Origin of the sequence: Cyclobacterium amurskyense (assembly GCF_001050135.1) — a bacterium.
GTDB lineage: Bacteria > Bacteroidota > Bacteroidia > Cytophagales > Cyclobacteriaceae > Cyclobacterium > Cyclobacterium amurskyense.
In genome coordinates this window covers 3,422,546-3,447,164 of the sequence record NZ_CP012040.1, presented here as the reverse complement: position 1 = coordinate 3,447,164, position 24,619 = coordinate 3,422,546, and the positions used below count along the sequence as shown (strand labels likewise).

15 protein-coding genes are annotated in these 24,619 nt (G+C 40.5%); 4 read left to right on the top strand and 11 right to left on the bottom strand.

What is annotated here, in order from left to right; all coding sequences use genetic code 11:
* Window positions 1-55: 55 nt before the first annotated feature.
* From CA2015_RS14285 to CA2015_RS14265, 5 genes are all read right to left on the bottom strand, one after another.
* Window positions 56-829, bottom strand: coding sequence for a TIGR03915 family putative DNA repair protein (locus CA2015_RS14285; RefSeq protein WP_048642509.1), 774 nt, complete (start codon window positions 827-829; stop codon window positions 56-58).
* Window positions 830-2,092, bottom strand: a complete 1,263-nt coding sequence (locus tag CA2015_RS14280) for a putative DNA modification/repair radical SAM protein (protein WP_048642508.1) — start codon at window positions 2,090-2,092, stop codon at window positions 830-832.
* A 654-nt stretch (window positions 2,093-2,746) separates the two neighbouring features.
* A complete protein-coding gene (locus CA2015_RS14275; RefSeq protein ID WP_048642507.1) occupies window positions 2,747-3,910 on the bottom strand; it encodes a right-handed parallel beta-helix repeat-containing protein in 1,164 nt (387 codons plus the stop codon).
* Between the two features lie 120 nt (window positions 3,911-4,030).
* The gene (locus tag CA2015_RS14270; protein WP_048642506.1) at window positions 4,031-5,374 is read right to left on the bottom strand and encodes a DegT/DnrJ/EryC1/StrS family aminotransferase; all 1,344 of its coding nucleotides are present in this window, start codon (window positions 5,372-5,374) and stop codon (window positions 4,031-4,033) included.
* A gap of 388 nt (window positions 5,375-5,762) precedes the next feature.
* On the bottom strand, window positions 5,763-7,286 hold the full coding sequence (locus CA2015_RS14265) for a sulfatase-like hydrolase/transferase (RefSeq protein WP_048642505.1): 1,524 nt from the start codon (window positions 7,284-7,286) through the stop codon (window positions 5,763-5,765).
* Between the two features lie 619 nt (window positions 7,287-7,905).
* Between CA2015_RS14265 and CA2015_RS14260 the strand changes: the two genes are divergently transcribed.
* Window positions 7,906-9,168: a DUF4185 domain-containing protein gene (locus CA2015_RS14260; RefSeq protein ID WP_157470478.1), complete on the top strand. Its 1,263-nt coding sequence runs from the start codon at window positions 7,906-7,908 to the stop codon at window positions 9,166-9,168.
* Between the two features lie 219 nt (window positions 9,169-9,387).
* Here CA2015_RS14260 and CA2015_RS14255 read toward each other — a convergent pair whose 3' ends face one another.
* The 6 genes from CA2015_RS14255 to CA2015_RS14225 all read right to left on the bottom strand — a co-directional run bounded on the left by CA2015_RS14255 (window position 9,388) and on the right by CA2015_RS14225 (window position 18,547).
* On the bottom strand, window positions 9,388-10,050 hold the full coding sequence (locus tag CA2015_RS14255) for a hypothetical protein (protein WP_048642503.1): 663 nt from the start codon (window positions 10,048-10,050) through the stop codon (window positions 9,388-9,390).
* Between the two features lie 893 nt (window positions 10,051-10,943).
* Window positions 10,944-12,332, bottom strand: a complete 1,389-nt coding sequence (locus tag CA2015_RS14245) for a pectate lyase family protein (protein ID WP_048642501.1) — start codon at window positions 12,330-12,332, stop codon at window positions 10,944-10,946.
* Between the two features lie 121 nt (window positions 12,333-12,453).
* The gene (locus tag CA2015_RS14240; protein ID WP_240477809.1) at window positions 12,454-14,505 is read right to left on the bottom strand and encodes an aceric acid hydrolase; all 2,052 of its coding nucleotides are present in this window, start codon (window positions 14,503-14,505) and stop codon (window positions 12,454-12,456) included.
* A gap of 24 nt (window positions 14,506-14,529) precedes the next feature.
* Window positions 14,530-15,915 (bottom strand): pectate lyase family protein, encoded by a 1,386-nt coding sequence (locus CA2015_RS14235; protein WP_048642500.1) that lies wholly within the window; start codon window positions 15,913-15,915, stop codon window positions 14,530-14,532.
* Between the two features lie 151 nt (window positions 15,916-16,066).
* On the bottom strand, window positions 16,067-17,191 hold the full coding sequence (gene pelA, locus CA2015_RS14230; RefSeq protein WP_048642499.1) for a pectate lyase: 1,125 nt from the start codon (window positions 17,189-17,191) through the stop codon (window positions 16,067-16,069).
* Window positions 17,192-17,257: 66 nt separating this feature from the next.
* Window positions 17,258-18,547: a nucleoside hydrolase-like domain-containing protein gene (locus CA2015_RS14225; RefSeq protein ID WP_048642498.1), complete on the bottom strand. Its 1,290-nt coding sequence runs from the start codon at window positions 18,545-18,547 to the stop codon at window positions 17,258-17,260.
* Window positions 18,548-18,882: 335 nt separating this feature from the next.
* On the opposite strand from CA2015_RS14225, the gene CA2015_RS14220 reads away from it, so the two are divergent.
* The 3 genes from CA2015_RS14220 (at window position 18,883) to CA2015_RS14210 (ending at window position 24,590) form a co-directional block, all read left to right on the top strand.
* Window positions 18,883-21,897 (top strand): SusC/RagA family TonB-linked outer membrane protein, encoded by a 3,015-nt coding sequence (locus CA2015_RS14220; protein WP_048642497.1) that lies wholly within the window; start codon window positions 18,883-18,885, stop codon window positions 21,895-21,897.
* 10 nt (window positions 21,898-21,907) lie between these two features.
* The gene (locus CA2015_RS14215) at window positions 21,908-23,545 is read left to right on the top strand and encodes a RagB/SusD family nutrient uptake outer membrane protein (RefSeq protein WP_048644535.1); all 1,638 of its coding nucleotides are present in this window, start codon (window positions 21,908-21,910) and stop codon (window positions 23,543-23,545) included.
* Window positions 23,546-23,816: 271 nt separating this feature from the next.
* A complete protein-coding gene (locus tag CA2015_RS14210) occupies window positions 23,817-24,590 on the top strand; it encodes a DeoR/GlpR family DNA-binding transcription regulator (protein WP_048642496.1) in 774 nt (257 codons plus the stop codon).
* Window positions 24,591-24,619: the final 29 nt, after the last annotated feature.

Here is a 24,619-nt window from a genome sequence, read left to right as displayed (position 1 = left end):
ATTAGGGCATTTGGATAAGGCAATCCCTCTTAAAAACCATATGCCTTTTTCACCTCTATTTTTCACTTAGGTATTTCCAGTATCGTTTGGGCACATGACGCACATGTAGCTTTATGTTTTTCCTTGAAGGGATGTTGGTACTTTCAAAATAGTCCTTCCATAAGGTTTGAAATTCTATTTCTTCAACAGCAAAATAATCAGGAGATGTTTTGCTGGCATCAAATCCCTCGGGTAAGGTCAAGTTGATAATTTCCACCCTATCCAAATCATAATAGAGGCCATAATTTCGCTTAAGGTCATAAATCACCCACTTTTGATCGGCATATCTACTTTTGAAATGTTTGGAAATAAGCGGGAGTACATCAAAATCAGGTTCAATGGTAGCAAAGTACAGCCCGTCTTTTGTCAATCGAAATCTAACAAAAGCCTCCATGCGGTGTTTTTCCCTGCCTACGCTTTTAGCAACCTTACTCAATTCCAAAACATCAGGATTAGAAAAATCTGAATCAACCGGTAGACTACTTTCAAAGATATATTGAATATAACGTAACAATAGGTTTTCAACCCACTGTTTTTCACTCAAAAAGCCATAATAAATACGCAGTCTTCCCGCATTTGATGTTTTTTTCCCTAAGCCTTTCCACACCCGATCTGCTTTAACCGGATCTGCTGCCACTACATTTTGCTTCCCGAATAAAGAGGCTTGGGATTCACTATCTTTTTGGATAATGACTTGTTTTAATTTCAAATCATAGACCTGAAATACACAGGTCAAAAAACCATCAAAACTACCATCGTAAACGAGTATGGAATCTTGAAGATTCAGCATTTATACAAACAAATTCATTTGTGGACTTAGTGTTTTTTGATACTTACTTGTTGTGTTTTGAAGAATAAGTGATTTCAGTTGAGGACCTGTTAAATCCCTGCGTTCAAAATCCTGTGAGGCACAGACAAGGAAATATTTGGCTCTGTTCATGGCTATACCTATGCGCTGTAAATGCTCCCAATTAAGTCTTCTAAAACGTCTTGCCTGAATGATTTTATGCACTGATTTCATGCCCACTCCCGGTATACGTGCCAACATTTCCCGATCAGCTGTATTCACATCCACTGGAAAGTATTCCAAATTCCTTAAGGCCCAACCCAATTTGGGATCTACCTCCAAGTCGAGGTTTTTGTGGGACTCATTCAAAATTTCATGCACTTCAAAACCATAGAAGCGCAATAACCAATCTGTCTGGTACAGCCTATTTTCTCGTAACATAGGTACTTCTGTGCCAATATGTGGCAAACGCGAATCGTAACTGATGGGTATATATCCGGAATAGTAAACCCGCTTTAAATCAAACTTTTTATAAAAATAATTGGAGGTCCACATGATTTGCTGATCACTTTCTCCGCTAGCCCCTATAATCATTTGCGTACTTTGCCCTCCGGGTGCAAATAGTGGGGTGCTTTTTATTAGCTTTTTTTCAGATTTGTATTGGATGATCTCATTTTTAACTTTTATCATTGGCTTGATAAAGTCTTCACGATTTTTTTCCGGGGCCAATAGTTTTAACCCTTCTTTGGTGGGAATTTCAATATTTACACTCAACCTATCGGCATAAAGACCTGCCTCCTTCATTAATTCATCGGAAGCTCCGGGAATGGACTTGAGATGAATGTAGCCATTGAAATTTTCTTCTGTTCTCAACTTCTTTGCCACAGCAACCAACCGCTCCATGGTATAATCTGCACTTTTGAAGATTCCTGAACTCAGAAACAAGCCTTCGATATAATTTCTACGATAAAAATTAATGGTCAGGTCCACCACTTCCTGCACCTGAAAAGCGGCTCTCTTGATGTCATTGCTTTTTCTTGTTACACAATAGGCACAGTCAAAAATGCAATGATTGGTCAGTAATATTTTTAGCAAAGAAACACAGCGACCATCTTCGGTGTAGGAATGGCAAATCCCCATCCCTGTTGCATCACCGAGCCCCTTATTGGTGTTGCTCCGCTTGCTACCACTGGATGCACAGGACACATCATATTTGGCTGCATCTGCAAGTATTTTTAATTTTTCTTGAGTACGTGTAAACCCCATATATGGTAATAGAACTTGGATAAATTGCTGAAATTCTTCCCAAAATAATGCCCATCAAGATGGATAATCTAGCCTAACAAATAGAAGAGAACAATAGATTTCTTTTAGAGGACTATTGATTTGCCAGACCAAATTGTATACCAAACTTTCCGAACGGTTTATAATTTGTAAACAAAATCATTAACCAATTGTTTAACCCGGATTATTGTAATAGGATCTCTCCGCCCTGACAATGTCAGGGGTGAAGCCTGTCCCGTGTTTACGGGAAGTGTTACAATCGCGAGACAATCAGGCTATTTGGATATTTTAGCATAGCACCGATAAGGTGAAATTGAAAACAGCAACGAAGTGGCTGATTTTGAAACGATTTCAGCACGTAATAGATTGTCTATTGCATATTTCGGGTTTAATCTGAAGCCTTTTACAAACATTAGAAAGCTCAGGAATGTTACGTATGGATTTAAATCCGAAAAAAGAAATAGGTCATGATGGAAAACTTTGGAAAATGCATAAAAAATCACCATTGTGGCGGCACTGTGCTTATTTCTGATGAGCGATTTAATTCCAAATGAGTGGATAGCAAAAAAATTTTACAGCCTATCCAGCAAAACCATCTGTTGTGTAGCAATTGAATTGATACGATTAAATCAATCTTTATTTCAGTTCAGCCACATAGATATTGTTCATTGCTATGGTTTTTTCTGAAAGGCCCCTAACAGCCTGTTCGGTTTCGTTATGTTTGGCAAACCAATTGTGATGTATTTCACATTTTTCTTCCGGGACACCTCTAATCACTATGGATGTTTGAGGCGCATTAAAAGTGTTGTTATAAATTTCTATTGTAGTCCCGGCAATATCTGTATTGTCTTTCCTGTCCCTGCCTCCATGCATATCAAAGCAATGACTTAATGATATGCCCAGCTCAATATTATGCCTAGCTATGTATCCACAACCCGACACCCCGGTACCTGCAATAGAATGCCTGTTTTCATTGAATAAATTATATTCGATTAGAGAATCAGCTGCGGCATGGCTTATCCCATAACCGAGGCCATTGTACTGGCATTGATGGATAAAATTATGATGAATATGGTGTCCAGAACCCTTTTTAAGAAAAATGCCGCTACCTGAAAAAGCTGAAACCTCACAATTGTCCACTTTCAATTCAGGATATTCCGTCACTATTCCTCTCGAAACTGGGAATTTGTAATAATAATCACGTCCCAAACCTTCAGGTCCAAAAGCGCGTTTGTGATGTTCCAGATGCCGGTCAGGATTTGGCCCTTGAATTCTTAGCCCCGATATTCGTACCCCTGGCCCATGGGCACGAATCAGGAACTTGGTCTCCAAAGCATTGCTTTGCAACATCCCTCCTTTAGAACCTTCATATCCGCGGTTCCCGGCCAAGGTTACCCCTTCAGGAATTTCTAAAACCAACTTTTCAATAAAAACCCTAGTGGTTAGGTCTATATTTATTTCATCGGGAATAAAGACAACTTGTCCCGACTTTGCTTGCGCAAGTGCATCCAACAATTCATCCAAGTTTGTCGCCTCAAAATCTCCCTTTACAATTGGAAAGCCATATCCATTCCCTCCACCAATCGGCCCCATATCACCAGGTTTGGCGCCATAAATCTCATCATTAATAGCGAGCCAACTTGGCTTTTCCGGATTTTCGCCTTCAACAGGTTCAGTTAAAAATGTACTTGGACTCCACTCTTTCAAGGGAAACCCTAAAGTGCAGGCCACTAAACTGCTTTTAGCAGTAGTAGATAAAAATTGCCTTCTGGAATGTTTGCTATTATTATTTTCTTCCATAATGTCTTTCAATGCAAAATACTAAACTGGTTTCAATCCAAGTTCCTTAAATCTAATAATAAGGGATTAATTATGATAAAAGGAATGACCAAACCTTCTAAACCTACATAATGGCAAATTTTAAGCTTTCTTTAAATCCCCGGAATACTTTCTGATCTTATGAATGGCTTGCGCAATCTGTTCCATGTCTTGTCGGGTCCCAAGCAACATGGTTTGTGAAAACCATACCGCTTCCTCACAAAGCTGGTCATTCTGCGGACAGTGATTTTGCTCCATCCAATCGTTCATCGCTTTTTCACCATACACTTTTAAGTAGTGCTTGTTTTTTGCAAGATCTGTCACGTATTTCTCCTTGTTTAACGTGCCGTATCCACCAGAACAGGGAATGCCTTCTGCTACCAAGGCTTTCAAAAATTTATTGCGGTCCATGTCCTGAAATTCCCTTTTGTCATACCTAAACATATATAGGTGATAAGCACTTTTGGTTACACCTTCATAGAGTTTTGCAGGGTGAATTCCTGGGATTTCTTTTAAGAGACTGGTTAAGTAGGCTGCATTTTCCCAACGATGGTTAACCTGCTGCGGGAAACGTTCCATCTGAGCAAGCAATAGGCTGCCCTGAAATTCTGTCAATCGGAGATTTGTTCCTCGGGTAGGAGCATAGAGATCGTTTGGATCGCTAGTATGCCTTCCCTGGTTGTGGAAATTATAACAGCTTTCAGCAAATTTCTCGTCATTGGTCAACAAAGCCCCTCCTTCACCAGAAGTAAGGTTTTTGCTGGATTGAAAACTAATGGCCCCTGTAAGGCCTAATGTCCCCACTTTTTTACCTTGCCATTCGGCCATCGGTGCCTGACATGCGTCCTCCACAATAGGTATATTGTGTTTATTGCCCAAACCAAGAATGGTATCCAAATCTGCAGGAGAGCCTCCAATATGAACAGGCATTATGACCTTTGTTTGCGGAGTAATGGCCTTTTCAATTTGATTGGCATCTATCTGAAAACTTTCTATATCCGTGTCCACAAACCTGGGAAGCCCATAATTCAAAACCACCACATTGTAAGTGGCAACAAAGGTATATACCGGAATAATAACTTCATCTCCTGGACCAATGTCTAAAGCCCCCATAGCGGTATACAATGCGCTGGTGCCACTAGATACACCCAAACAATGTTTTGCTCCGCTCATGTTTTTGTAGGCATCTTCAAAATTAGCGACCGCCTTGCCATTCAGACGACCCCATTTTTTACTTCGCAAGGCTTCCAGAAGTGCATTTTCATCAGGTTTTTTTACAATAGGCCAAGCAGGAAAATTTGTGGGATGGGCCTTTGGGCCTCCCAATAAGGCAGGTTTAGCATCTGTTATTCTTCCAAATGTTACCTGTGGTATACCAATGGCTAAGCCGGTACCAGCTATGGAGAGGGTGCCAATAAAGTTTCTACGGTCTAATTTCTCGTTCATGGCTATTGTTCTAGGTAAATAGGATCTATTGTTTTAATAGTACTGCTTGCCTTCATTCATCAGAGTCAAAGAAAATTGAAATAAAAAGCAAGCGGCAGACATCAGCCTAATATAAGTTATATAAATAATAAATACACAGGATTGGAAATCCCCTATTAGAAAGGGACTTATGCATTAGATTCAATCTGACAATAAAAGGTTCTGTCAACCAAAATGGTAAGACTATACCGAGAAAATGGTAAAAAAAGGCGTAAAATCAAATCCATATAGAATAAATGCTCCTTCCCAGCCGATTCCCTCCAATTGAAATTAACCCTATTATCAGAAAACTTCCCTTTCCTTTCTAGGGGAAATAGCAAGGACACTAACAATCAACCCCTTACAAAACTCACTCCTTCACCTTCAACAAAAACCGCTCTTGGTTGCGAATGAATTCTTCGGGTTTATTGTGGTTGGCTTTCTTCTCTTCATATATTGGCAGGCCTTCCCATACTGGTCCTTCCTTTTTAATCTCTTCCAGCAGTACCAGCAATTCATTTTTCATGTCCTCAAGCTTCTCCGGTTCGGTACAGGAAAGGTCCTTTTGTTGGCCGGCATCACTACTTACATTGTACAATTCAAAAAACTCGGGTTGAATCCTTTTTATAAAAGCCATGTCTATATCCGATACCCCATGGGTTCTTGGTACTTTATCATTAGACCTGCCCATTAACATATAATCTCCCTTCCGCATGGCAATCTCCGGAGAACTTCTATAAAAATACCACAGCATGGGCCTTTCCCTTTGTAAGACTCCTCCTTCTAATAATGGAAGCAGGTTTATCCCATCATATTTTCTGTCTTCAGGAAGGGCCACACCACACAATTCGACAATGGTTGGCAGTAGATCCTGGAACCAAATGGGTGTGTCAATTTCCTTTTTGCCTGGAAAAGAACCGGGGTAGGAGAAAATACCGGGAACCTTGATGCCCCCATCATATACCTCCCCTTTCAATCCGCGTAGTTCCCCTTGAGAACCTATCCGATAAGGACCGTTATCCGATGCAAAGAAGACCATTGTATTATTATCCAATCCTTTTGATTTTAAGGCTTGCAAAATCCTACCGGCTGCCAAATCCATGTTTTCTATATTGGCAAAGTATTCAGCTGTCTTCTTGTCATAACCAGGGTAATTAGCGATCAAATTTTCCGGTGAAGCTACTTTTGCATGGGGCTCATGGAAGGCCACATAGAGAAAGAATGGCTTTTCTTTTTCATACTTTTGCTCAAACCAAAGTTCTACCTCCTTTGCTACTAGTTGGCAAGAATAGCCTTCCTGCTCACCTATTGGGATCCCATTTCTAATAAAGTTGACAGGATTGAGATGAGAAGGTTCCGCATTGTTTTCGGTGCCCAAAGAATAGTCAAACCCTTGTCGATGGGGTTGAGGCTGATTTAGGTTAGGGTCTTGGGGAAGAACACTCAAATGCCATTTCCCAAAATGAGCGGTCTGATAGCCCGCGGGCTTTAGTAGTTCGGCAATCGTTACTTCATTGTCCGGAAGATGCATGGGAGAACCGGGAGGCCTATAGCTGTACATGCCTGCACGTGCAGGAATCCTACCTGTCAACAGTCCAACCCTTGACGGAGAACAATTGGGAGCACCGGCATAGCAATTGGTGAATTTCACCCCTTCAGATGCCAAAGCATCCAAGTTTGGAGTGTTGGCTACTCCACCGAAACCTTGAAGATCCGAATAACCCATATCGTCTGCAAGGATGATCACCACATTTGGGAGTGTTTTCCCATTCTCGCTCTTTGTTACCTTATTGTTTTGGGACCAATTATTTTGAGCATTCACCGCCTGAGTCAATCCAGAAAAGAGGAAAAGTAAGCAGAATAGAATTTTGGGCGTTTTTATTGGGATTAACATGCTAATAATAGGGTATATATTTATCCTTTTTAGGATTAGAATGTAAAATCAAGTAATTATCGGTGAATATTTCCGTAAAATCAACTAGAGCTTTAACTATTAGCACAATTCTCAGCCCTTTTGTATAATAAACTCAAACAAGTCCCAATTATTCACTTATTTAATGATAATACATGGACATGTCAAAAAAAAATTATATTTTTTGTTTACAATTTATGTTTTTCACTACTGTCTGTACTTTATGCCCAACAGCAGGTTTATCTGGGTGATTGACCCTGGCAATACTTTTTTCATCGTCCACAACCACAACTGGCAACGGTTTACAGACCGATTCAATGTCATGGAAATTCAATCCATTGTTAAACTTGCTTATACCTTGAGGTTTTAAGGCAGTGAATAGGTCTTAAATCTCGACAATAACCATAAGAAATTAAGGTTTACATTTTTCATTCCTTTAAGTGCTCACTGAACCTACCCAAGGTGTTGGAAATCAAAATAAATCTCCGGTTTTTGAATATTTTTCATTAAACTAATTCGTAGGTATCGTTTGGGCTTAGAATTTTTAGCCCACAATACCTACAAAAATGCTTTTAACCCCACACAACTAAGCAATCACACCATGAAATTTCGATTCAATCTGCTATTGCCTATAATATTGTTAGCCTTTGCCTGCCAAAGCAATACGGAGAAAAAAAACATTGCCAAAAAAAGTAAAAAAACTGTACCGGAAGGCGTTATCTTCAACAAAGAAACTTTAAAAAGATTGGGGGCCAGTGGTGACAATTGGTGTCTCACCTGGGCAGCGGATGGTTCGCAGATTGTTTCAATGTGCGATGGGAACTGGCTGGATCAAAAAAATTATGCCTCCCAGATTCACAACCACCTTTATAGAATAAAAGGTGGTCCAGAAAACTTTGAAAGGGAAGACCTACCCAATTACCCTGAATTCAGTGGCAAAGAAGGAAGTTGGTTTGGCTATGGGATTGTTTCTGTAAACGGAAAGGTGTACTCAGCAGCCTCCAAGACACCTGGCCCCTCTTGGTCAGGTCCCTTTACAGGTGTTAAACTTTTGAAGTCAACTGACAATGGCCATTCTTGGTCCCGTGTAGACAGAGAAGGAAATGAACTTGCACTCAAAGCCATGGACAGCATGAGAAATGTAGTCAATGAGCAGGAGATGTTTTCTTTAAAGGAGCATGGAATACCTCATCAAACCCAAGAGGCTTATCCTTTTTCTTTTTTCGATTTTGTGCAAAACGGCAAAGACAATTCAACTGCCAAGGATGAATACGTCTATATTTATTCCCCGGAAGGAGCCAAAGCCCATCAACTGACCTTAGCTAGAGTACCTCATGATAAAATCGGAATTCGAAGTGAATGGCAATATTTCACAAAGTATGACCAAAACAAGGAACCCCAATGGTCAAATAAAATAACTGACAGAGGCTATGTGCATACTTTTCCGGAAAAAAGCAGTAAAGACCATTATTTTGGATGGTATTCCTGGTTGCCTTCTGTTGTATGGAACGATGGGTTAGGTCTTTACATTATGGTCAACGGTGGTACCTATGGTGGTTATGGCATGAGCAACTCGGATGAGGATTATTACCACAGTTGGATGCATACTGAGACGGGCAGCCTAGGTTTTTGGTATTCAGAAAATGCCTATGGCCCATGGACACAATTCCACTATTCGGAATACTGGACAGTAGACGATCCCAACAATAGAACCTACCAACCAAAGCTTTCTCCAAAATGGATCAGTGAAGATGGTAAAAAAATGATCCTGATCTGGTCCGATGCCATGAAAAACGATCAGGGAAATTCTCATTCGATCAACTATATATGGAACCAAATGGAGATCGAAATCGAGGTGAAATGAGGTTAAAAAAAAATTGGTTATAATTCGAAGATTTGGATTAAAAAAGGGGTAACCACCAACCTTAACTATGTATTGTATTTCACTACACAATGAATAAAAATACATAACTATTACAATCGTTGTTTGCGACAATTCCTTAAATAGAATTGTAGCAAACAACCTCAAGACTCAACAGGAAATATCCAAAGACAAATTGGAAAGGGGAAGACTTAAATCGATTTACCTTCTCTCATTTTCCGGCAGAGATAAATTGGTAACCTTTTTCTCAGTATGCTTTTCAGGGTCGTAAAGAACAATCCTGTCCAAAAAATGATTGGCAGACCTTGCTGAGACCTCTATCGAATAGATTCCTTTTTTCTCGAAGCAAACATAAATTTCATGGGGATCATTGTCACTGGTTTTGGTGCGCCATGTCCAGTCAGTAGTGCCATTGCTATAAATTTTAAACCAACCTTCCTTTCCCGCTCCTTCGGGACAATCATCCTGACATTTTCCGTGAGGTCTTACAATATGTTCTTCATTTTTCCCAAAAAACCCTGCTGCCTCAGGCACTCTAAGCCAAGTGTCATTGTTATCAGTTGAAGAGGTCCCCAGACCTACCTTGGAATGCCAAATGATTTTATATTGCCCAGGATTATTGATTTCAATAGGATACTTAAGTGTCTTATTCCCGGGATCTTTAAAGTGCTCAGTTGTGGAATACAAGTAATGGATCGTACCTCCTTCTATATTCACACTATCTCGAAACCAATCCCCTACCCCTTCTACCGACTCAACTTCTATAATCAACAGGGAATTTTGCTCATTGAAAGCAACTTGCGCTGCCGCTTGAAAGCTTATCAGGTTAATGAATAAAAGTAACTTTGCCGGTATGTTTTTCATAGGTCATTTTGAATAAACAATATAACACGATTCAATTTAATCAATTTTCACTAAAATACGCTGTAAAACAATGAACATCAAATAGGGAAATTAAGTACATGGAACTCATTTATATTTTGAGTGAAAAAATCGACCCTCCAAAAGTTATTTTGACGGAAGCATACAAATAGAATGGAGAGACAATATTTCTTAAAAAAAAACAATGCATCTCACCCAAGATTAATCAAATCTCAGAATAAATGAAAAAATGTAAAGGTCGAAAGGAAAAGTATTAGAAGGGTAAACTTATGCTTGATAAAAAAAATATCATAAAACAGCTTTGAAGCCCTTCCGTGATGGTCTTAGAAATTGAATTCTTTGCAATTGCAGAAAAACACTAATAATAGGTAAGGTTCAACCCGGATTATGTAATAGGATTTCTCCGCCCTGACTGTCAGGGGTGAAGCCTGTCCCGTGTTTACGGGAAGTGTTGCAATTGTAAGACAATCAGGCTGTTTGAAGATTTTAGCATAGCACCGCTATGGTGAAATCTTCAAACAGCAACGAAGTGGCTGATTTTGAAGCGATTTCAGCACGTAATAGATTGTCTATTGCATATTTCGGGTTTAATATGGTAGGGCCTAGACCTATATTCGATGCGATTTTCTCGGTTGTCTTTCCATTAAATTCGAGATTTTTTGAGTCATAAAGAATCAACGGAGCCAAAATGGATGCTTGGAAAGGACACCATTTAACTATCAGATAGAGCCAAAAACAGCAACGAATTACTAATTTGGAAGTGATTTCTTCACTCAATAAACATCTTATGCATGTTTCGGATTTAAATGCAGCATTTTTTAATTGTACGGTTTTTCTGCTCTCCGCTATCGTTTGGGTTGATACCTCTCTAGGGTTCAATAAATAGAATTTAGGTAAATTTCCAACATCGTATAACCGTCTTTACCAACCTTGTTTCCATCACTGACTTGTTTGGGATTTAGACCATTTTGCTTTTCATATTCATCTGGAATTCCATCGTGATCCGTATCAACCATGGCAGGGCTACTTTTTAGCGCTGGCCATCCACCAACATCTTCTTGAGTATCTATGATCCCAGTCTTTCTAGAACTATCCGCAACCTTATGATCCTTTTTGTAGGTTTCCCCTTCATAAGTTGCGTAACCATTGCGTACTTCATCAATAATTCGAAGGTCTACAGCATCACGCTTAGGAAAAACAGCACCCGCGTTCTCGAGAACAGAAACAAAAGCGTCCTCGGCAGACTCTTCATTGATAGCCATCGATGGCCAAGGTTCCTCCAGCTTTAAACCATCCAAATATTCGCTACCGCCTTGAGGCTGCACTCCACCCACCCAATTGTTCGCTGAAATCCAAGAATTCCCTTCAACTGTGTTGTCTGAAATGTACCATTTCCCATAGTCCGCTGCCTTGTTTCGAGACCAGGGCGAGGCGATACGGTGGGAGATTTGACCGGGTGCTGTTGCAGGTCCTGCCTTATAATAGTTTCCTACCATATTGATGTTAGTGAAATTGAACTTGTCATTGCCTACCTGAGCAACTTCACCTCCATAAGTAGATTCATATCCCCAATTGTAAACTACGTTGTTTCGGAAATCAATATTTCCACCTCCCGATGCAAAGCGTGGATTACGGTTGGAATGATTGGCGATTAAATTGTGGTGATAGGTGCTGTAGTTTGATCCCCAAATACCGCCAAAACCATGATTCCCCTTTTGATGATTGGATTTATAAAGACTTTCTGATGTTATACACCATTGAACTGTTACATTTTTACCATGGTAAATGGACATGGTTTCGTCAATACTCCAACTTGCCGATACATGGTCCAAAATAAGATTGGTAGTATACCTGCTGGATATTGCATCAGTTTCACCTCCTGATTCGTTCCCGAGTCTCAACCTGATGTACCGAATGATCACTTCATCTGCATTTATCATCAACGGGTAAGCCCTGAGTGTTATGCCCTCGCCAGGAGCTGTTTGACCTGCTATCGTGATATATGGATTTTTAATTCTTAATTCACTTTCCAATTTGATGGTTCCTGAAACCCTGAAAACAACTGTTCTTGGTCCTTCAGCTTCAACAGCCTCACGAAGGCTTCCTGCCCCAGAATCATTAAGATGGACCACTTCGTAAACCTTGCCCCCACGTCCACCAACAGTGAATTTCCCATAACCTTCAGCAGTCGGGAAGGCCAGTTGTTGCGCATAACTGTTCAAACCAATGAATGCCAATGCAATACTTAAAATAGTTCTTTTCATTATTTCCTTAATTAATTGACAACTTCGTTAAAAGAGTACCTTGAATTTTATAAGGCAGCAATTTGAAGTAACAAGAACAGATCCTCTCAATTGCCAGAGAGAAGAATACCCCATGATTCCTTTACTTTTTTAATGGCATCCAAACTGCCATTTCTGATTCTCCTCTATTCCCCCAAGCGAAATAGGGAATCAACCTGATATTGATGGGATTCAGTGTGTTTTTTTGATCTACTTCCTGGTACAATTTACCGGCCCAATCGGGCTTTTCTTGTAACAAGGCCTGCCCCTCCAAGAAGGTTAGCGAGGAACCTTTCACCATTTTTTTGACAGGGGTAAATTGAATGGCAGCAGGAAGCTCAACATCAAAAATGCGAACATCTTGCAAATCTGGAGATTCAATACAATAAACAATTGGCCCTCGCACAACGGCTACCTGATTCCTGGTTTCCTCCACCAGCGGGTTGGCCTCCATCAAACGGGCCTTCATTGGTAAATTTAATTCAATCACATCTCCCTTTTTCCAATTTCGGAAAAGAGAAAAATAACTTCCGGCTGTTGGGTTTCGGTCTGTTTTCTCTCCATTTACCGTGATGTTAGCCTGACTGGCCCAGGCAGGGATTCGTAGATCTATGGCAAAGGGATCTTGCCCGGTTTTTTCGATGCTTAGCTTTATCTTTCCATCCCAAGGGTAATCCGTCTCTTGTTTTAACGCTAGGCTTGAACCATTTGGCAAACTGGTTTTCAGTTCATTGCTACCATACAAATTAACGACCAAACCATTATCAGATAATGCATAGGCATAATTATGGGTTTCCGCAACCGTTCTGACGACATTGGGAGGACAGCAGTTCGATTTTGAAATATAGGGTTCCCTGACCTTGTTCCAGCGAAATGTAAAGGGCAAGTCCTTATCTACTCTCAGGGGGTTGGTATAATTAAAATTGGTCCCACCCAGATCAGTACCGGACAATACACTATTGATCAAGCTAAGCTCTAATATATCAGCAAAACGGCTGTCTCCTGTTACCAAAAGCATGCGGTGGTTCCACAAGACATTTCCAATATTAGCACAGGTTTCATTGTAGGCTGAAATATTGGGAAGCTGAAAAGCCTGCCCATAAGCCTGGTGGACTTGCTGAATAATTGACTGCTTGTAGGTGGTTCCATTTGGGGACACTCCGTCATACAAAGCCCCTGTAGCTCCAGTGATGTAGAGTTTTTTAGTGACCACATCCTTCCAAATACTTTCCAATGCCATCATCAAAGAATCCTCCCCTGTTTCTGCATAAAGATCCGCTACGCCAGCGTACAGGTAATTGGCACGAACGGCATGTCCTACGGCTTCTCGCTGTTGCCGGAATGGGATCCGATCCTGATTGTGGTCTGTACCATCAGTTATCATTCCACGAATATCAATCATTTTACCTGCAAGGTCGAGGTATTCCTTGTTTCTAGTGGTTCTATACATTTCAATTACTCCCATATAATGGGAAGGACAGATCGCATTTTGAGCTTGTTCGGCAGTTGCATTTTCATGGTAGGCAACAAGAAAATCTGTTGCCTTGATCGCAATGTCCAAAAAGTCGGTCTGCCCGGTTATGCGATAATGTAAGCTGGCCGCCGTCATCAAATGGCCCATATTATACGTTTCAAAGTTCATTCGATCTTCAAACTCTACCGCATTTTCAGGATTATTTCGCTGTTTAATTATTGTAGAAGTATGAATATAACCATCTGCTCTCTGTGCGTCCGCGATCACTGTTATGATCCGCTCTAGCTCATCATAATACCTTTGGTCTTTTGTGCTGGCATAAACGGACACTAAGGCTTCAAGCGTTTTATAAAAATCTCCGTCATGAAAAGGAGCGCCCCTATGTCTTCCTTCTTTGTATCCCGCTGCTATTTCAAAATTGAGAAAACCATGGCTAAGGGTATCATTCTCATAAATGTGCAACATATTCATGGCCATGGTGTCCTTACTGACATCCGCCCAATGCCCCCAAAAGCCATCAGTCCATTTTACCGCATCCATGTCCACCGAAACTTGTTTGGCATACGGGCTTTTGGAGGTGTTTACCAAAGCTTTTTCCTGAGCATTTACCGGCAATAGTGGTGCGAAAATGATTGCCGTAAAAAGGCCAATCCAATTACTACTCCATTTAATATCAAGCATATATTTGTTATTCTGGGTCAAATATTAATTGATGCTATTTAAATATTTCTCTAGCATGGTGTAACCATCCGCTAAATTGTTTCTATCCGCCGCATTCGAAGGATCAAGACCGTTTATCTTTTCCCAATCATCTGGCATGCCATCGTGATCTTTGTCCTCAGGTGCTGGTGCACTTTTTAAATTTGGCCAGCCCCCTACATCTTTTTGTGAATCAATTATACCGGATTTTTTGGACTTATCTGCGAGCGTTTTATTTTTCTTATAGCTTTCACCCTCAAAGGAAGCCTGTCCTTCTTTTGCTTCCTTAACTATTCTTTTGTCCACAAGGTCTCTTTTAGGCAAGGTGGCTCCTGCATTTTCGAGGACTGCCTCAAAGGCTTTTTCCGCTGTGTGCTGGTGAATAGGCATAGAAGGCCAGGATGCTTCCATCTTCACAAATTGAAGATTTTGGGCTCCTCCCTGTGGCTGCACTCCTCCATCCCAATTGTCAGCAGTCACTTTGTTATTTCCTTCAATGACATTGCCAGCAATGTACCATTTACCAAAATCACTGGTTTTCTTGCGCATGGATGGGTTGGCAATCCTATAGGAAACCTCTCCCGGAATTGTGGCCGGTCCTGGTTTATAATAATTGGCCACAATATTGAACTTTGAAAAAGAAAATTTAGGATTGCCAACTTGTTGATTTTCTCCACCATAGCAACTGTTGTACCCCCAATTGTAGATTACATTGTTTCTATAATCTGTGTAGCCAGAACCTGATGCCATTCTCGGATTGCGACTGCCATGACTAGCTATGAGGTTATGATGGTAGGTACCATAGTTTGAGCCCCATATCCCTCCAAAACCATGTGCTCCTTTTACGTGATTGGAGTTATACATACTTTCAGAAATAATGCTCCACTGAACAGTAATGCTGTCGCAATGATAAATAGACATGGTTTCATCCACACTCCAACTGGCTGAAATATGATCCAGAATAATGTGTTGGGTATACCTGCTTGAGACCGCATCGGTATCTTCGCCTGATTCATTCCCCAACCTAACCCTCAAATACCTAATAATGACATGGTCTGCCTCTATTATCAATGGATTCTTTTTAAGGCAAATCCCATCACCAGGGGCCGTCTGACCGGCAATGGTGATATAAGGATGCTTGATCCGCAAAGGAGATTCCAGGGAAATAGTACCTGAGACTTTAAAAACCACTGTTCTTGGCTCCGCTGCCTCCACTGCAGCTCTTAAACTTCCTTCTCCACTGTCATTCAAATTGGTAACTTCAAACACAACACCACCTCGACCCCCTTGAGAAAATTTCCCGTAGCCTTCGGCTGTTGGAAAGGCAAGTTGTTGGGCACCGCTATTAAATACTATCAATAGCAATACTGCACTAAGGATTAAATGTTTCATGGAATGTTTTATTTTAAAAGGGCCCAAATGAAGCGGAAAACCGAACTTTTGTACTCTTGTTAATTGTGTTTATTGTCCTCAAATTATTTGATTGGTATTAAAGAATCGATTAAAATCCATTTCATAAAAAAACAAATTGCCAATTCTTGTTTTAGTTAATCCCATTTCTTTTTTTCCATTCCGGGTATTTTTCCAGCATTTGTTCCGGAGCCCGGGTGTACCAGCTATAGCCGTTTCTTCGCTCATGACCTATCTCCGTTATGGAATCCTTTTTAATACCGTCTCTATCGCAGAAATATATTTTCTCGGTTTCCAAGTCATAAAATCGGCCCCAATGTAAAGGCGCATTTTTATCTTCTACCACAATTCTGTCCTTGCTTCCATCAGGCATCGTCTGAGTGTCTACCCTTAATCGTCCTACGCTGTGGTCTTCAAACCATTTTACAGCTCCATTTATAGAAGCCTTGACTTCATTGGATGGGTTTTCTATTTCCATAAGCATAAGCACTATTCCTACAGATTCCGATCCACTAAATGAAGGCAATTCATAACTTCTGGCTTTTGCGGGTGCAAGGGTTACAGAATCATGTTGAGCACACCATGCGGTAGGCTCCCCTTTGACGACAATCTGAGTATTTAGAAAACACGCTATTCCTTTGTCATAGGCTTCCTGAATTTTGGCTTTTTTACTGTCCGACAATTGCATGGACTGAAAAGCGGGATCATCGGATAGCAATTCTTTTAGGAAGCGCATTATATTGACCATGGCATCGTCATTGAAGGTGATGTGGCCGGAATACGCCACACTTCCTTTGCGTACCGGATAAAACTGAGGCCAACCCCCATTGTCGTATTGTGCCTTGAGTATATAATTTATACCTTTTTCAAAAGCCTGCTTGTAGCGTTCGTCCTTGGTTTTTGAATATACATTGGCGAGAAATCTCAACTCGGTAATGGTTGCATCATTATCAAATGTTGCTCCAATTTCATCTTTTGTTTTTAGGTAAGCTGCTTTTTTACCAGCATCCATTGGATGATGATAGGGCTTGTTTTTTTCCCAACCACCAATAGCTTTTTGGGTCAGCAGTACATTTTCTGCTACAAGTTTTGCTTCATTGGAAGCATACCAGGCTTCCGGCATTTTCACAGCAACATCCTTCCAGCGCATGTCTTGAAAATCTTTGGAATCTTTCTGACCCATTGCGGAGCCAATCGCAAAAACTGCAATTAACCCTATTAATCCAATTGTTTTTGAAAGTGCGATTCTATTTTTCATTGTAATTGAATTTCCTTATTTGTAGTAATATTAATCCCTAAGTAGGCAATAGTTTTTCTATTACGTTTACTTCTCCAACCATTTCCATCTATCTCCCCAGTCGCCCAAAAAGGCTTCTCTGAATTTAGCAATGGTTTTTGCTCCTTGTTGGTCTTTTATAAATAATCCTTCAGCTAATCGGTCACTGTACCAGTTGGAACCTAACTGGTAATCGTCTGAAGAGGGTTTACCTGGCCAAGGAATGGTACTGATATATTCTCCTTCCAAGCCATTCAGTTCAGGGATTTCACTACTGGTTTTGTATTTACCGTGTTCAGCCTTTTTAGAGCTATATTTCACTCCGTAAATCCCCTCTCCGAGGTAATAACCCGGCCAAACCTGACCTTGTATTTTGATATGAAAAACTGTAGAATCCTCCGGAACCATTATTTTAGGCCCTTTAAATCTCCATTCGATTGTAGCATAAGCGGCCACTGTATCTGCCTTGGTGCTGCCACCTTCAAATACACTTCTGGAACTGCGGTCTATCTTCTCAAAGCTACCACCCCAACTTTCTCCTGTAGGGTCTTCCGGGTCTCCATTCATAACATAAGCCAGTGAAGGGGTATCTCCCATTTTTATTTCTCCATTATAATAATTGATAAAATCCTTACCCATTACACCTCGCCCCTGGATAAAATTATCATAATAAGTTTCAGCTTTAAATGCTTCAGGAGAATCTTCATCCATAAACCAGCCCCTATAGGTCGCATTGGTCTCTATCATCCAAAGGTCTCCGTGATTGGCCGCTATATAAGAGTAGGCATTGATGCTCCATTTCTTATTAGGACCTCCTATCCAATACACCCTTATATTCTCCTTTATTTCCGGAGCATCATGCAATGACTGAGCGAGGTCTTCTATTCCTCCCCAAACCAAAACCCAAAGCGGCTGATCACTTTCTTTTTTGGCGCATTTAATGATCCAATCTGAACCTTCCGTAGAAGTAGAATACCCCTGAAAAGGAGCTGCCTGAATGGCACCCTGCTTGACCACCGCTCTCAAGGCAGCGGGTTTCGGAAGGTCACTTGCATGTTTTGCTAACTGGGCATAATCTTTTTCATAATCTTCAATTATGTCCAAAAAATTGCTTTTACGTCCATCTCCGAAAGGTGAAGCTACCAGCCCCTCAATTTCAAATTGATCCGCATACATTAATAAATGTATCATGGACTGAAAATCATCAGGATCAGTCCCCCCTATATCAGAACTTATTAAAACCCTGGGCTTATCCTGCCCCCTTACCTTGCTTCCACAACCACAAAAAGTGACAATTAAAACAAGTACTATGAACCTTAAACCTACTGTTTTCTTCATTATTATTTATGACTAATTTTCTTTTATTTACGTTTTACAATTCAATCACTATTAGTTCAATTTCAGCTTATTAAATACTATAAACATCCATTATCTATTTAAATACTGGGTATAAATGTATCAAAAAGAAAGTAAAAGAAAAATTAAAAGTAATTTTTCGAAAATATATTTTAAAATATTTTTATTTTAAATCTTATTATGACTAGATTTATACCCGACATATTTACCATTTACTTTCTTTTAGTTTCTTTATTTTACGAATACCGAGAAAATTATATCAAAAACCTATTCAAACATACTATTTAACCTTTGCTGTTAACAAATCCCAAAAAACCATGATGAAATATTCTTACATTAAAATCCCTCCATCATCTGGAGGTAGGCTTTTAAAAACAGCCTTGTTCGTCATTGCCTGTTTTATGCTTATTCTTTCTGAGCTATCTGCTCAGAACACCACTATTACTGGAACTGTTAAATCATCCGACTTAGACGATGTGCTTCCGGGAGCAACTGTTCTGGTAAAAGGCACCAATATTGGGACTGCAACTAATATTGATGGCAAATTCACTATTTCAGCGGCGGCAGATGCAACATTGGTCTTTAGCTCCATTGGGTATATCCCGCAGGAAGTAAAAGTAGGTAACCAAACTTCTATTCAGATTACCCTGACTCCCGATATTACCAATATGGAGGAAGTTGTCGTGATTGGATACGGTACGGTTAAGAAAAGAGACCTCACAGGAGCGGTTACCTCCGTCAAAAGTGAGGAAATCAGACAAGTACCGGCTCAAAACCCTTTAGAGTCCATTCAAGGAAAAATTGCAGGTGTGGACATCACGCGAGGCAATGGTTCCTCATCTTCTGGCATCAATATTAGGATTAGAGGAAACAGATCCATTGGAGCCAGTAACAATCCTTTATTTATTGTAGACGGCGTTCAAACGGGAAGCATTGACAATATCAATCCCAACGATATTGAGTCAATGGAATTTTTAAAAGATGCTTCTTCTACAGCCATTTATGGGTGGCAGGGTGCAAACGGTATAGTTATCATTACTACCAAAAAAGGAAGCTCCGGAAAGCCTTCGGTCACTCTTAACTCCTATTATGGGGTGTCAGAGGTTTCCAGATACCCTTCGGTATTGAATGGAGACGAATACGTGGCCATCAAAAGAGAAGCCAATAGGACTACAGGAAAATGGAACTCGGTGGCTGATGACCCATTGATTTTTAATACCCAAGAACTGGCAGCCATCGCAAATGGAGATTGGATTGACTACCAAAGCTTACTATTAAGCAATGGTAATCAGCAAAATTACAATCTTGGAGTTAATTCCGGAGGGGACAGAACCAAAGTATACACCTCTCTGGATTTTTATGGAGAAAATGGCATTTTGAAATTTGACAATGTAAAACGATACACGCTTAGAACCAATGTAGACCATACTTTCAACAGTTGGATAAAAGCCGGTATGCAAGCGCAGGTGGCCAATAGAGATGAAAGTTACCGTAGGGATCCATTGAACATGGCCAATAAAATCATCCCTCTTGGAACTGTATATGATGAAAATGGAGATTTCATTGTCTATCCACTCGGAGGATCCTCGATTAGCCCTTTGGCGGATGAACAACCAGACATATTCTCAAACAAAGGCAAAATAACAAATGTACTCGCCAACGTATACTTGGAATTGAAGCCTTTTGAAGGGTTTAACTTCCGGACAAATTTTGGCACAAATATCAATAACACCAGGGTTGGTCTTTTCGAAGCATCCAATTCCATCAGTAGAAACGGTGGCACCAGTCGTGCACAATACACCGCATCCAATAGCCGCTTTATCAACTGGGACAATGTTATCAATTACCAAAAGGAGATTAAGGACCATTCATTTGCCATTACAGCATTAAGCAGTTTTGTGCAGGAAGAGTCGGACAATGTTCTTGCCCAAGGGGAAAACCAATTACTTCCTGGCCAATTGTTTTTTGGACTAGGGAATGCCCCTGACAACATTTCCATTAACAGTGGGTTTTCGAAATGGAATGTACTCTCCTTCGCCGCACGTTTGAATTACAGTTATAAAGGCAAATACCTGATAACCCTTACAGATAGAGCGGATGGCGCTTCAAGATTGTCCAAAGGAAATAAATGGGCCTATTTCCCTTCAGCAGCATTTGCTTGGAGAGTAGTAGATGAGAACTTTATGCAGAATGTAGCTGCTGTTAGTGAGTTAAAACTTCGCTTGAGCTATGGTGTAGCAGGAAACTCAGGAATTAAAGCCTATGGAACACAAAGTTCTTTAACCAGAATCCCTATGGCTTTCGGTGAATCAAGTTTCCAAGGGTTTACCTTCTCCCCACTCTTAGGCAATCCAGATGCTGGATGGGAATTGTCTGAAACAACCAACTTTGGCATTGACTTAGGACTATGGAGAAGCAGAATAAATGCCACAATGGACATTTACGACACCCGCACATCTGACCTTCTTTTGCCACGTGGCCTGCCACCAACTTCAGGTGTACAGCAGGTGTACCAAAACATTGGTAAAACCAAAAATCAGGGAGTTGAAATCGGGATTAATTCCCTAAATATCGAAAACGAAAACCTGCAATGGGAAACCACACTTACCTTCACTAGAAACAGGGAGGAAATTGTTTCCTTGGTTACCGAAGGAGTGGACGATATTGGAAATGGATGGTTTGTTGGTCAACCGATAAGTGTTTTTTACGATTATGAAAAACTGGGAATATGGCAAACCAATGAGGCAGATGAAGCCGCAGTTTATGGGCAGGTGCCTGGTGACATAAAAGTGAAAGACCAAAATGGAGACATGAAAATTGACGCCGTCAATGATAGACGTGTTCTTGCAGGCAATAATAGACCGGATTGGTTTGGTGGTTTAAACAATAAAGTAACCTATAAGCGAATTGACTTTAGCGTGTACCTATTTGCCCGTTGGGGTCAAACGATTGATCCTGACTTTCTAGGCAGATACGATCGGCAGTCCAATTTGAGCAATAGTACGAAGGTTATTGATTATTGGACCCCGGAAAACCCAACCAATGAATATCCAAGACCAAATGCTGGAGTATCCGGCTCCTCCACTCTTTACTGGAGCACAATAGGCTATGTAGACGGGTCTTACCTCAGGGTACGAAATCTTTCACTGGGCTACACACTACCAAGCACGGACAAATCAATATTCAGTAATATGAGGATTTACTTTTCCGGCTCCAACCTATTCACCTTTACCAAAAGCAAAAAGCTGGATGAATATGATCCTGAGCGAGGTGGTGGAGAAAGTTACCCTATGTTAAAAAATTATGTTTTCGGAATCAATCTTGGCTTTTAATCGATTCAAAATGAAAAATATAAAAACACTATCAGCAGCCGCATTATTCGTGGCCCTATTTACGACATCATGTAATGATGTGCTGGAAGAATACAACCCCAGTGGTCTTACTGCTGAAGCGGTTTACAGTACACCTGAAGGGTTTGAATCTTTGGTCAATGCCGCATATTCTTACCAAAGGTGGTGGTATGGAAAAGAAGAAGGTTTTAATATGACTGAAATGGGCACGGACATATGGATAAGCGCCGCAGGTGATGTTTGGCCTGACCTTACTACATATACCAATTTACAAGGCACCAATGCACCAATTACCACCGAATGGAGGGAATTGTATGCAGCGATAAACCTTACCAATGCAGGAATTAACCGTATTGAGGAAGCAGGTTTCACCCCCTCCATGCGCTCACAAAGAGAGGCTGAATTGAAATTTTTAAGGGCCTTTTATTACTACCATATTGTGGAAACATGGGGAGGCGTACATTTTACGCTTGAAGAATCCCAAGGAATCATCACGACAGCCAATAAAACACCTGTAGACACCTTTTATGACCAAATACTGACAGATCTGGATTTTGCTGTAGCCAATTTATCCACCACAACTTCAGACTACGGAAGGGTTACAAAACCTGCAGCCATGGCTTTCCTGGCACGGATTTACCTTACCAGAAAAATGTACAATGAAGCATCCCAAATGGCTGAATCAGTCATCAATGGGGGTTTTGGCTACGAGTTAGTCTCAAATTATGCAGATCTATGGGATATGGGAAATAACCAAAACAGTGAAATTGTTTACGCAGTTAATTATGCAGAAAACCTAACACTAAATGACCTTCGGAATTCCTCTACCAACCCATTAGGACATGGAAGAGGCAGTAACAATGGTCACTTGCATTTCCTAATGAAATACGACAACCTCCCTGGGATGACAAGAGCAATTGAGTACGGAAGACCCTTCAATAGGTACATGCCTACAAGGGCGTTTCTTGACCTTTTTAGCGAAGAAGACTCCAGATACGAAGGTTCATTTATGGAGGTTTGGTACGCCAATTCAACCAACACACCGGCCGGAATGACTGTTGGTGACACGGCAGTGGTGGCTACCAGAAGCACTTTCACAGGTAGTCCCGGTCATGTGTATCAAGTATACAACAGGAACGACATCTACAATGAGAATGGTACTGTAAGGGACAACCTTCGCTACCCTACCCTGACCAAGCACATGGACAATACCCGGTCTAGTGCCAATGAAGCGCAAAGCTCAAGGGATGCTTTTGTCATCCGATTTGCTGAATTGTACCTTATTGCAGCAGAGGCCCAGATGTTTCTTGGCGACAAACAATCAGCAGCAGACCTTATCAATGTAGTAAGAACACGCGCAGCAAAACCTGGTTTGGAAGAAGCAATGAAAATCACTGCGGAAGAGGTAACCCTTGATTTTATTTTGGACGAGCGTGCTAGAGAGTTTGCCGGGGAGCAATTGAGATGGTTTGACTTGAAAAGAACAGAGAAATTGGTGGAAAGAGTTTTGAGTTTAAACCCTGATGTCACCAGAGTAGAACCTTTCCACTTGATAAGACCGATACCCCAAGCTCAATTGGATGCGGTAACCAATCGGGAGGAATTTGTTCAACATCAAGGTTATCAATAAAATAGAATACATACCTATTATTCCTATAATTATGGAGCGTGGGCAGGCTTAATTGCTTGCACACGCCCATATTAACTAAAATCACCATTAAGAAATCTTTGAAATTAGCTTAAATCCAGACCTTTGATTTCTTATTAAATATAGTGTATTGAACACAACAATAAATTAAAATCATTATTGATAACTTTTAACCAAAACAAAAAGAAAAAAAAACTTACGATACTATTTAGAGGTTAATTATCTTCGTTCTTCCGCAAAATACAAAGAAATAATGTTGCCAAAACAAAGAAAAGAAAAGATACTTGACTTACTAAAAGAAGATGGATCTGCCAAAGTTATCGACCTGGCCAGAATCTTTAAAGTCACAGAGGTCACTATAAGACAGGACCTAGAGAAATTGGAGAAAAATGGATTGGTCATTAGGGAGCATGGTGGTGTACATTTAAAAAATGTCGAAGACCAGGTGCGTAATTTCTCATTAGTACATCAGGATAACCTAAAGGAAAAAGAAATTATTGCTGAAAAATGTCTGGAATTCATTCACCCCGGAGACACAATCATTCTTGATTCTGGCTCTACTACGACAGAGATCGCTAAAAAAATTATTAATATCAAAGGGTTAACCGTCATTACGAATGCCCTAAATATAGCACTGATGCTAGGAGCAAATCCAAACATAGACATTATCATGACCGGAGGTGAATTCAAGGCGCCTACCTTATCACTTACCGGCCAAAAAGCGGCTGACTTTTTTAAGGGACTGAATGTGCAGAAACTCTTTCTGGCTACTGCAGGCATATCCTTAAAATCTGGCCTTACTTATCCAAGCCTTAGCGATCTTGTAGTGAAAAAAGCCATGATTGATGCCGCAGACATTACCTACCTGGTAGCTGATTCTTCAAAAATTGGAAAAAGTGCTTTTGCCAGTCTCGGAGCTTTATCCCTTATCGATTACATTATCACCGACGAAGGGGTCGAAAATAAACACAAAGAAGTCTTCAAAGAAAACGAAATCCAATTAATCATCGCTGAAGACAATAATTAAAGAAACAGAAAGTAAAAAGTACCATTTCT

Bases quoted from the DNA above. Each gene is read 5' to 3' on its own strand.
- CA2015_RS14285 (WP_048642509.1), bottom strand. From the start codon at position 829: ATGCTGAATCTTCAAGATTCCATACTCGTTTACGATGGTAGTTTTGAT.
- CA2015_RS14280 (WP_048642508.1), bottom strand. From the start codon at position 2,092: ATGGGGTTTACACGTACTCAAGAAAAATTAAAAATACTTGCAGATGCA.
- CA2015_RS14275 (WP_048642507.1), bottom strand. From the start codon at position 3,910: ATGGAAGAAAATAATAATAGCAAACATTCCAGAAGGCAATTTTTATCT.
- CA2015_RS14270 (WP_048642506.1), bottom strand. From the start codon at position 5,374: ATGAACGAGAAATTAGACCGTAGAAACTTTATTGGCACCCTCTCCATA.
- CA2015_RS14265 (WP_048642505.1), bottom strand. From the start codon at position 7,286: ATGTTAATCCCAATAAAAACGCCCAAAATTCTATTCTGCTTACTTTTC.
- CA2015_RS14260 (WP_157470478.1), top strand. From the start codon at position 7,906: ATGAAATTTCGATTCAATCTGCTATTGCCTATAATATTGTTAGCCTTT.
- CA2015_RS14255 (WP_048642503.1), bottom strand. From the start codon at position 10,050: ATGAAAAACATACCGGCAAAGTTACTTTTATTCATTAACCTGATAAGC.
- CA2015_RS14245 (WP_048642501.1), bottom strand. From the start codon at position 12,332: ATGAAAAGAACTATTTTAAGTATTGCATTGGCATTCATTGGTTTGAAC.
- CA2015_RS14240 (WP_240477809.1), bottom strand. From the start codon at position 14,505: ATGCTTGATATTAAATGGAGTAGTAATTGGATTGGCCTTTTTACGGCA.
- CA2015_RS14235 (WP_048642500.1), bottom strand. From the start codon at position 15,915: ATGAAACATTTAATCCTTAGTGCAGTATTGCTATTGATAGTATTTAAT.
- pelA (WP_048642499.1), bottom strand. From the start codon at position 17,191: ATGAAAAATAGAATCGCACTTTCAAAAACAATTGGATTAATAGGGTTA.
- CA2015_RS14225 (WP_048642498.1), bottom strand. From the start codon at position 18,547: ATGAAGAAAACAGTAGGTTTAAGGTTCATAGTACTTGTTTTAATTGTC.
- CA2015_RS14220 (WP_048642497.1), top strand. From the start codon at position 18,883: ATGATGAAATATTCTTACATTAAAATCCCTCCATCATCTGGAGGTAGG.
- CA2015_RS14215 (WP_048644535.1), top strand. From the start codon at position 21,908: ATGAAAAATATAAAAACACTATCAGCAGCCGCATTATTCGTGGCCCTA.
- CA2015_RS14210 (WP_048642496.1), top strand. From the start codon at position 23,817: ATGTTGCCAAAACAAAGAAAAGAAAAGATACTTGACTTACTAAAAGAA.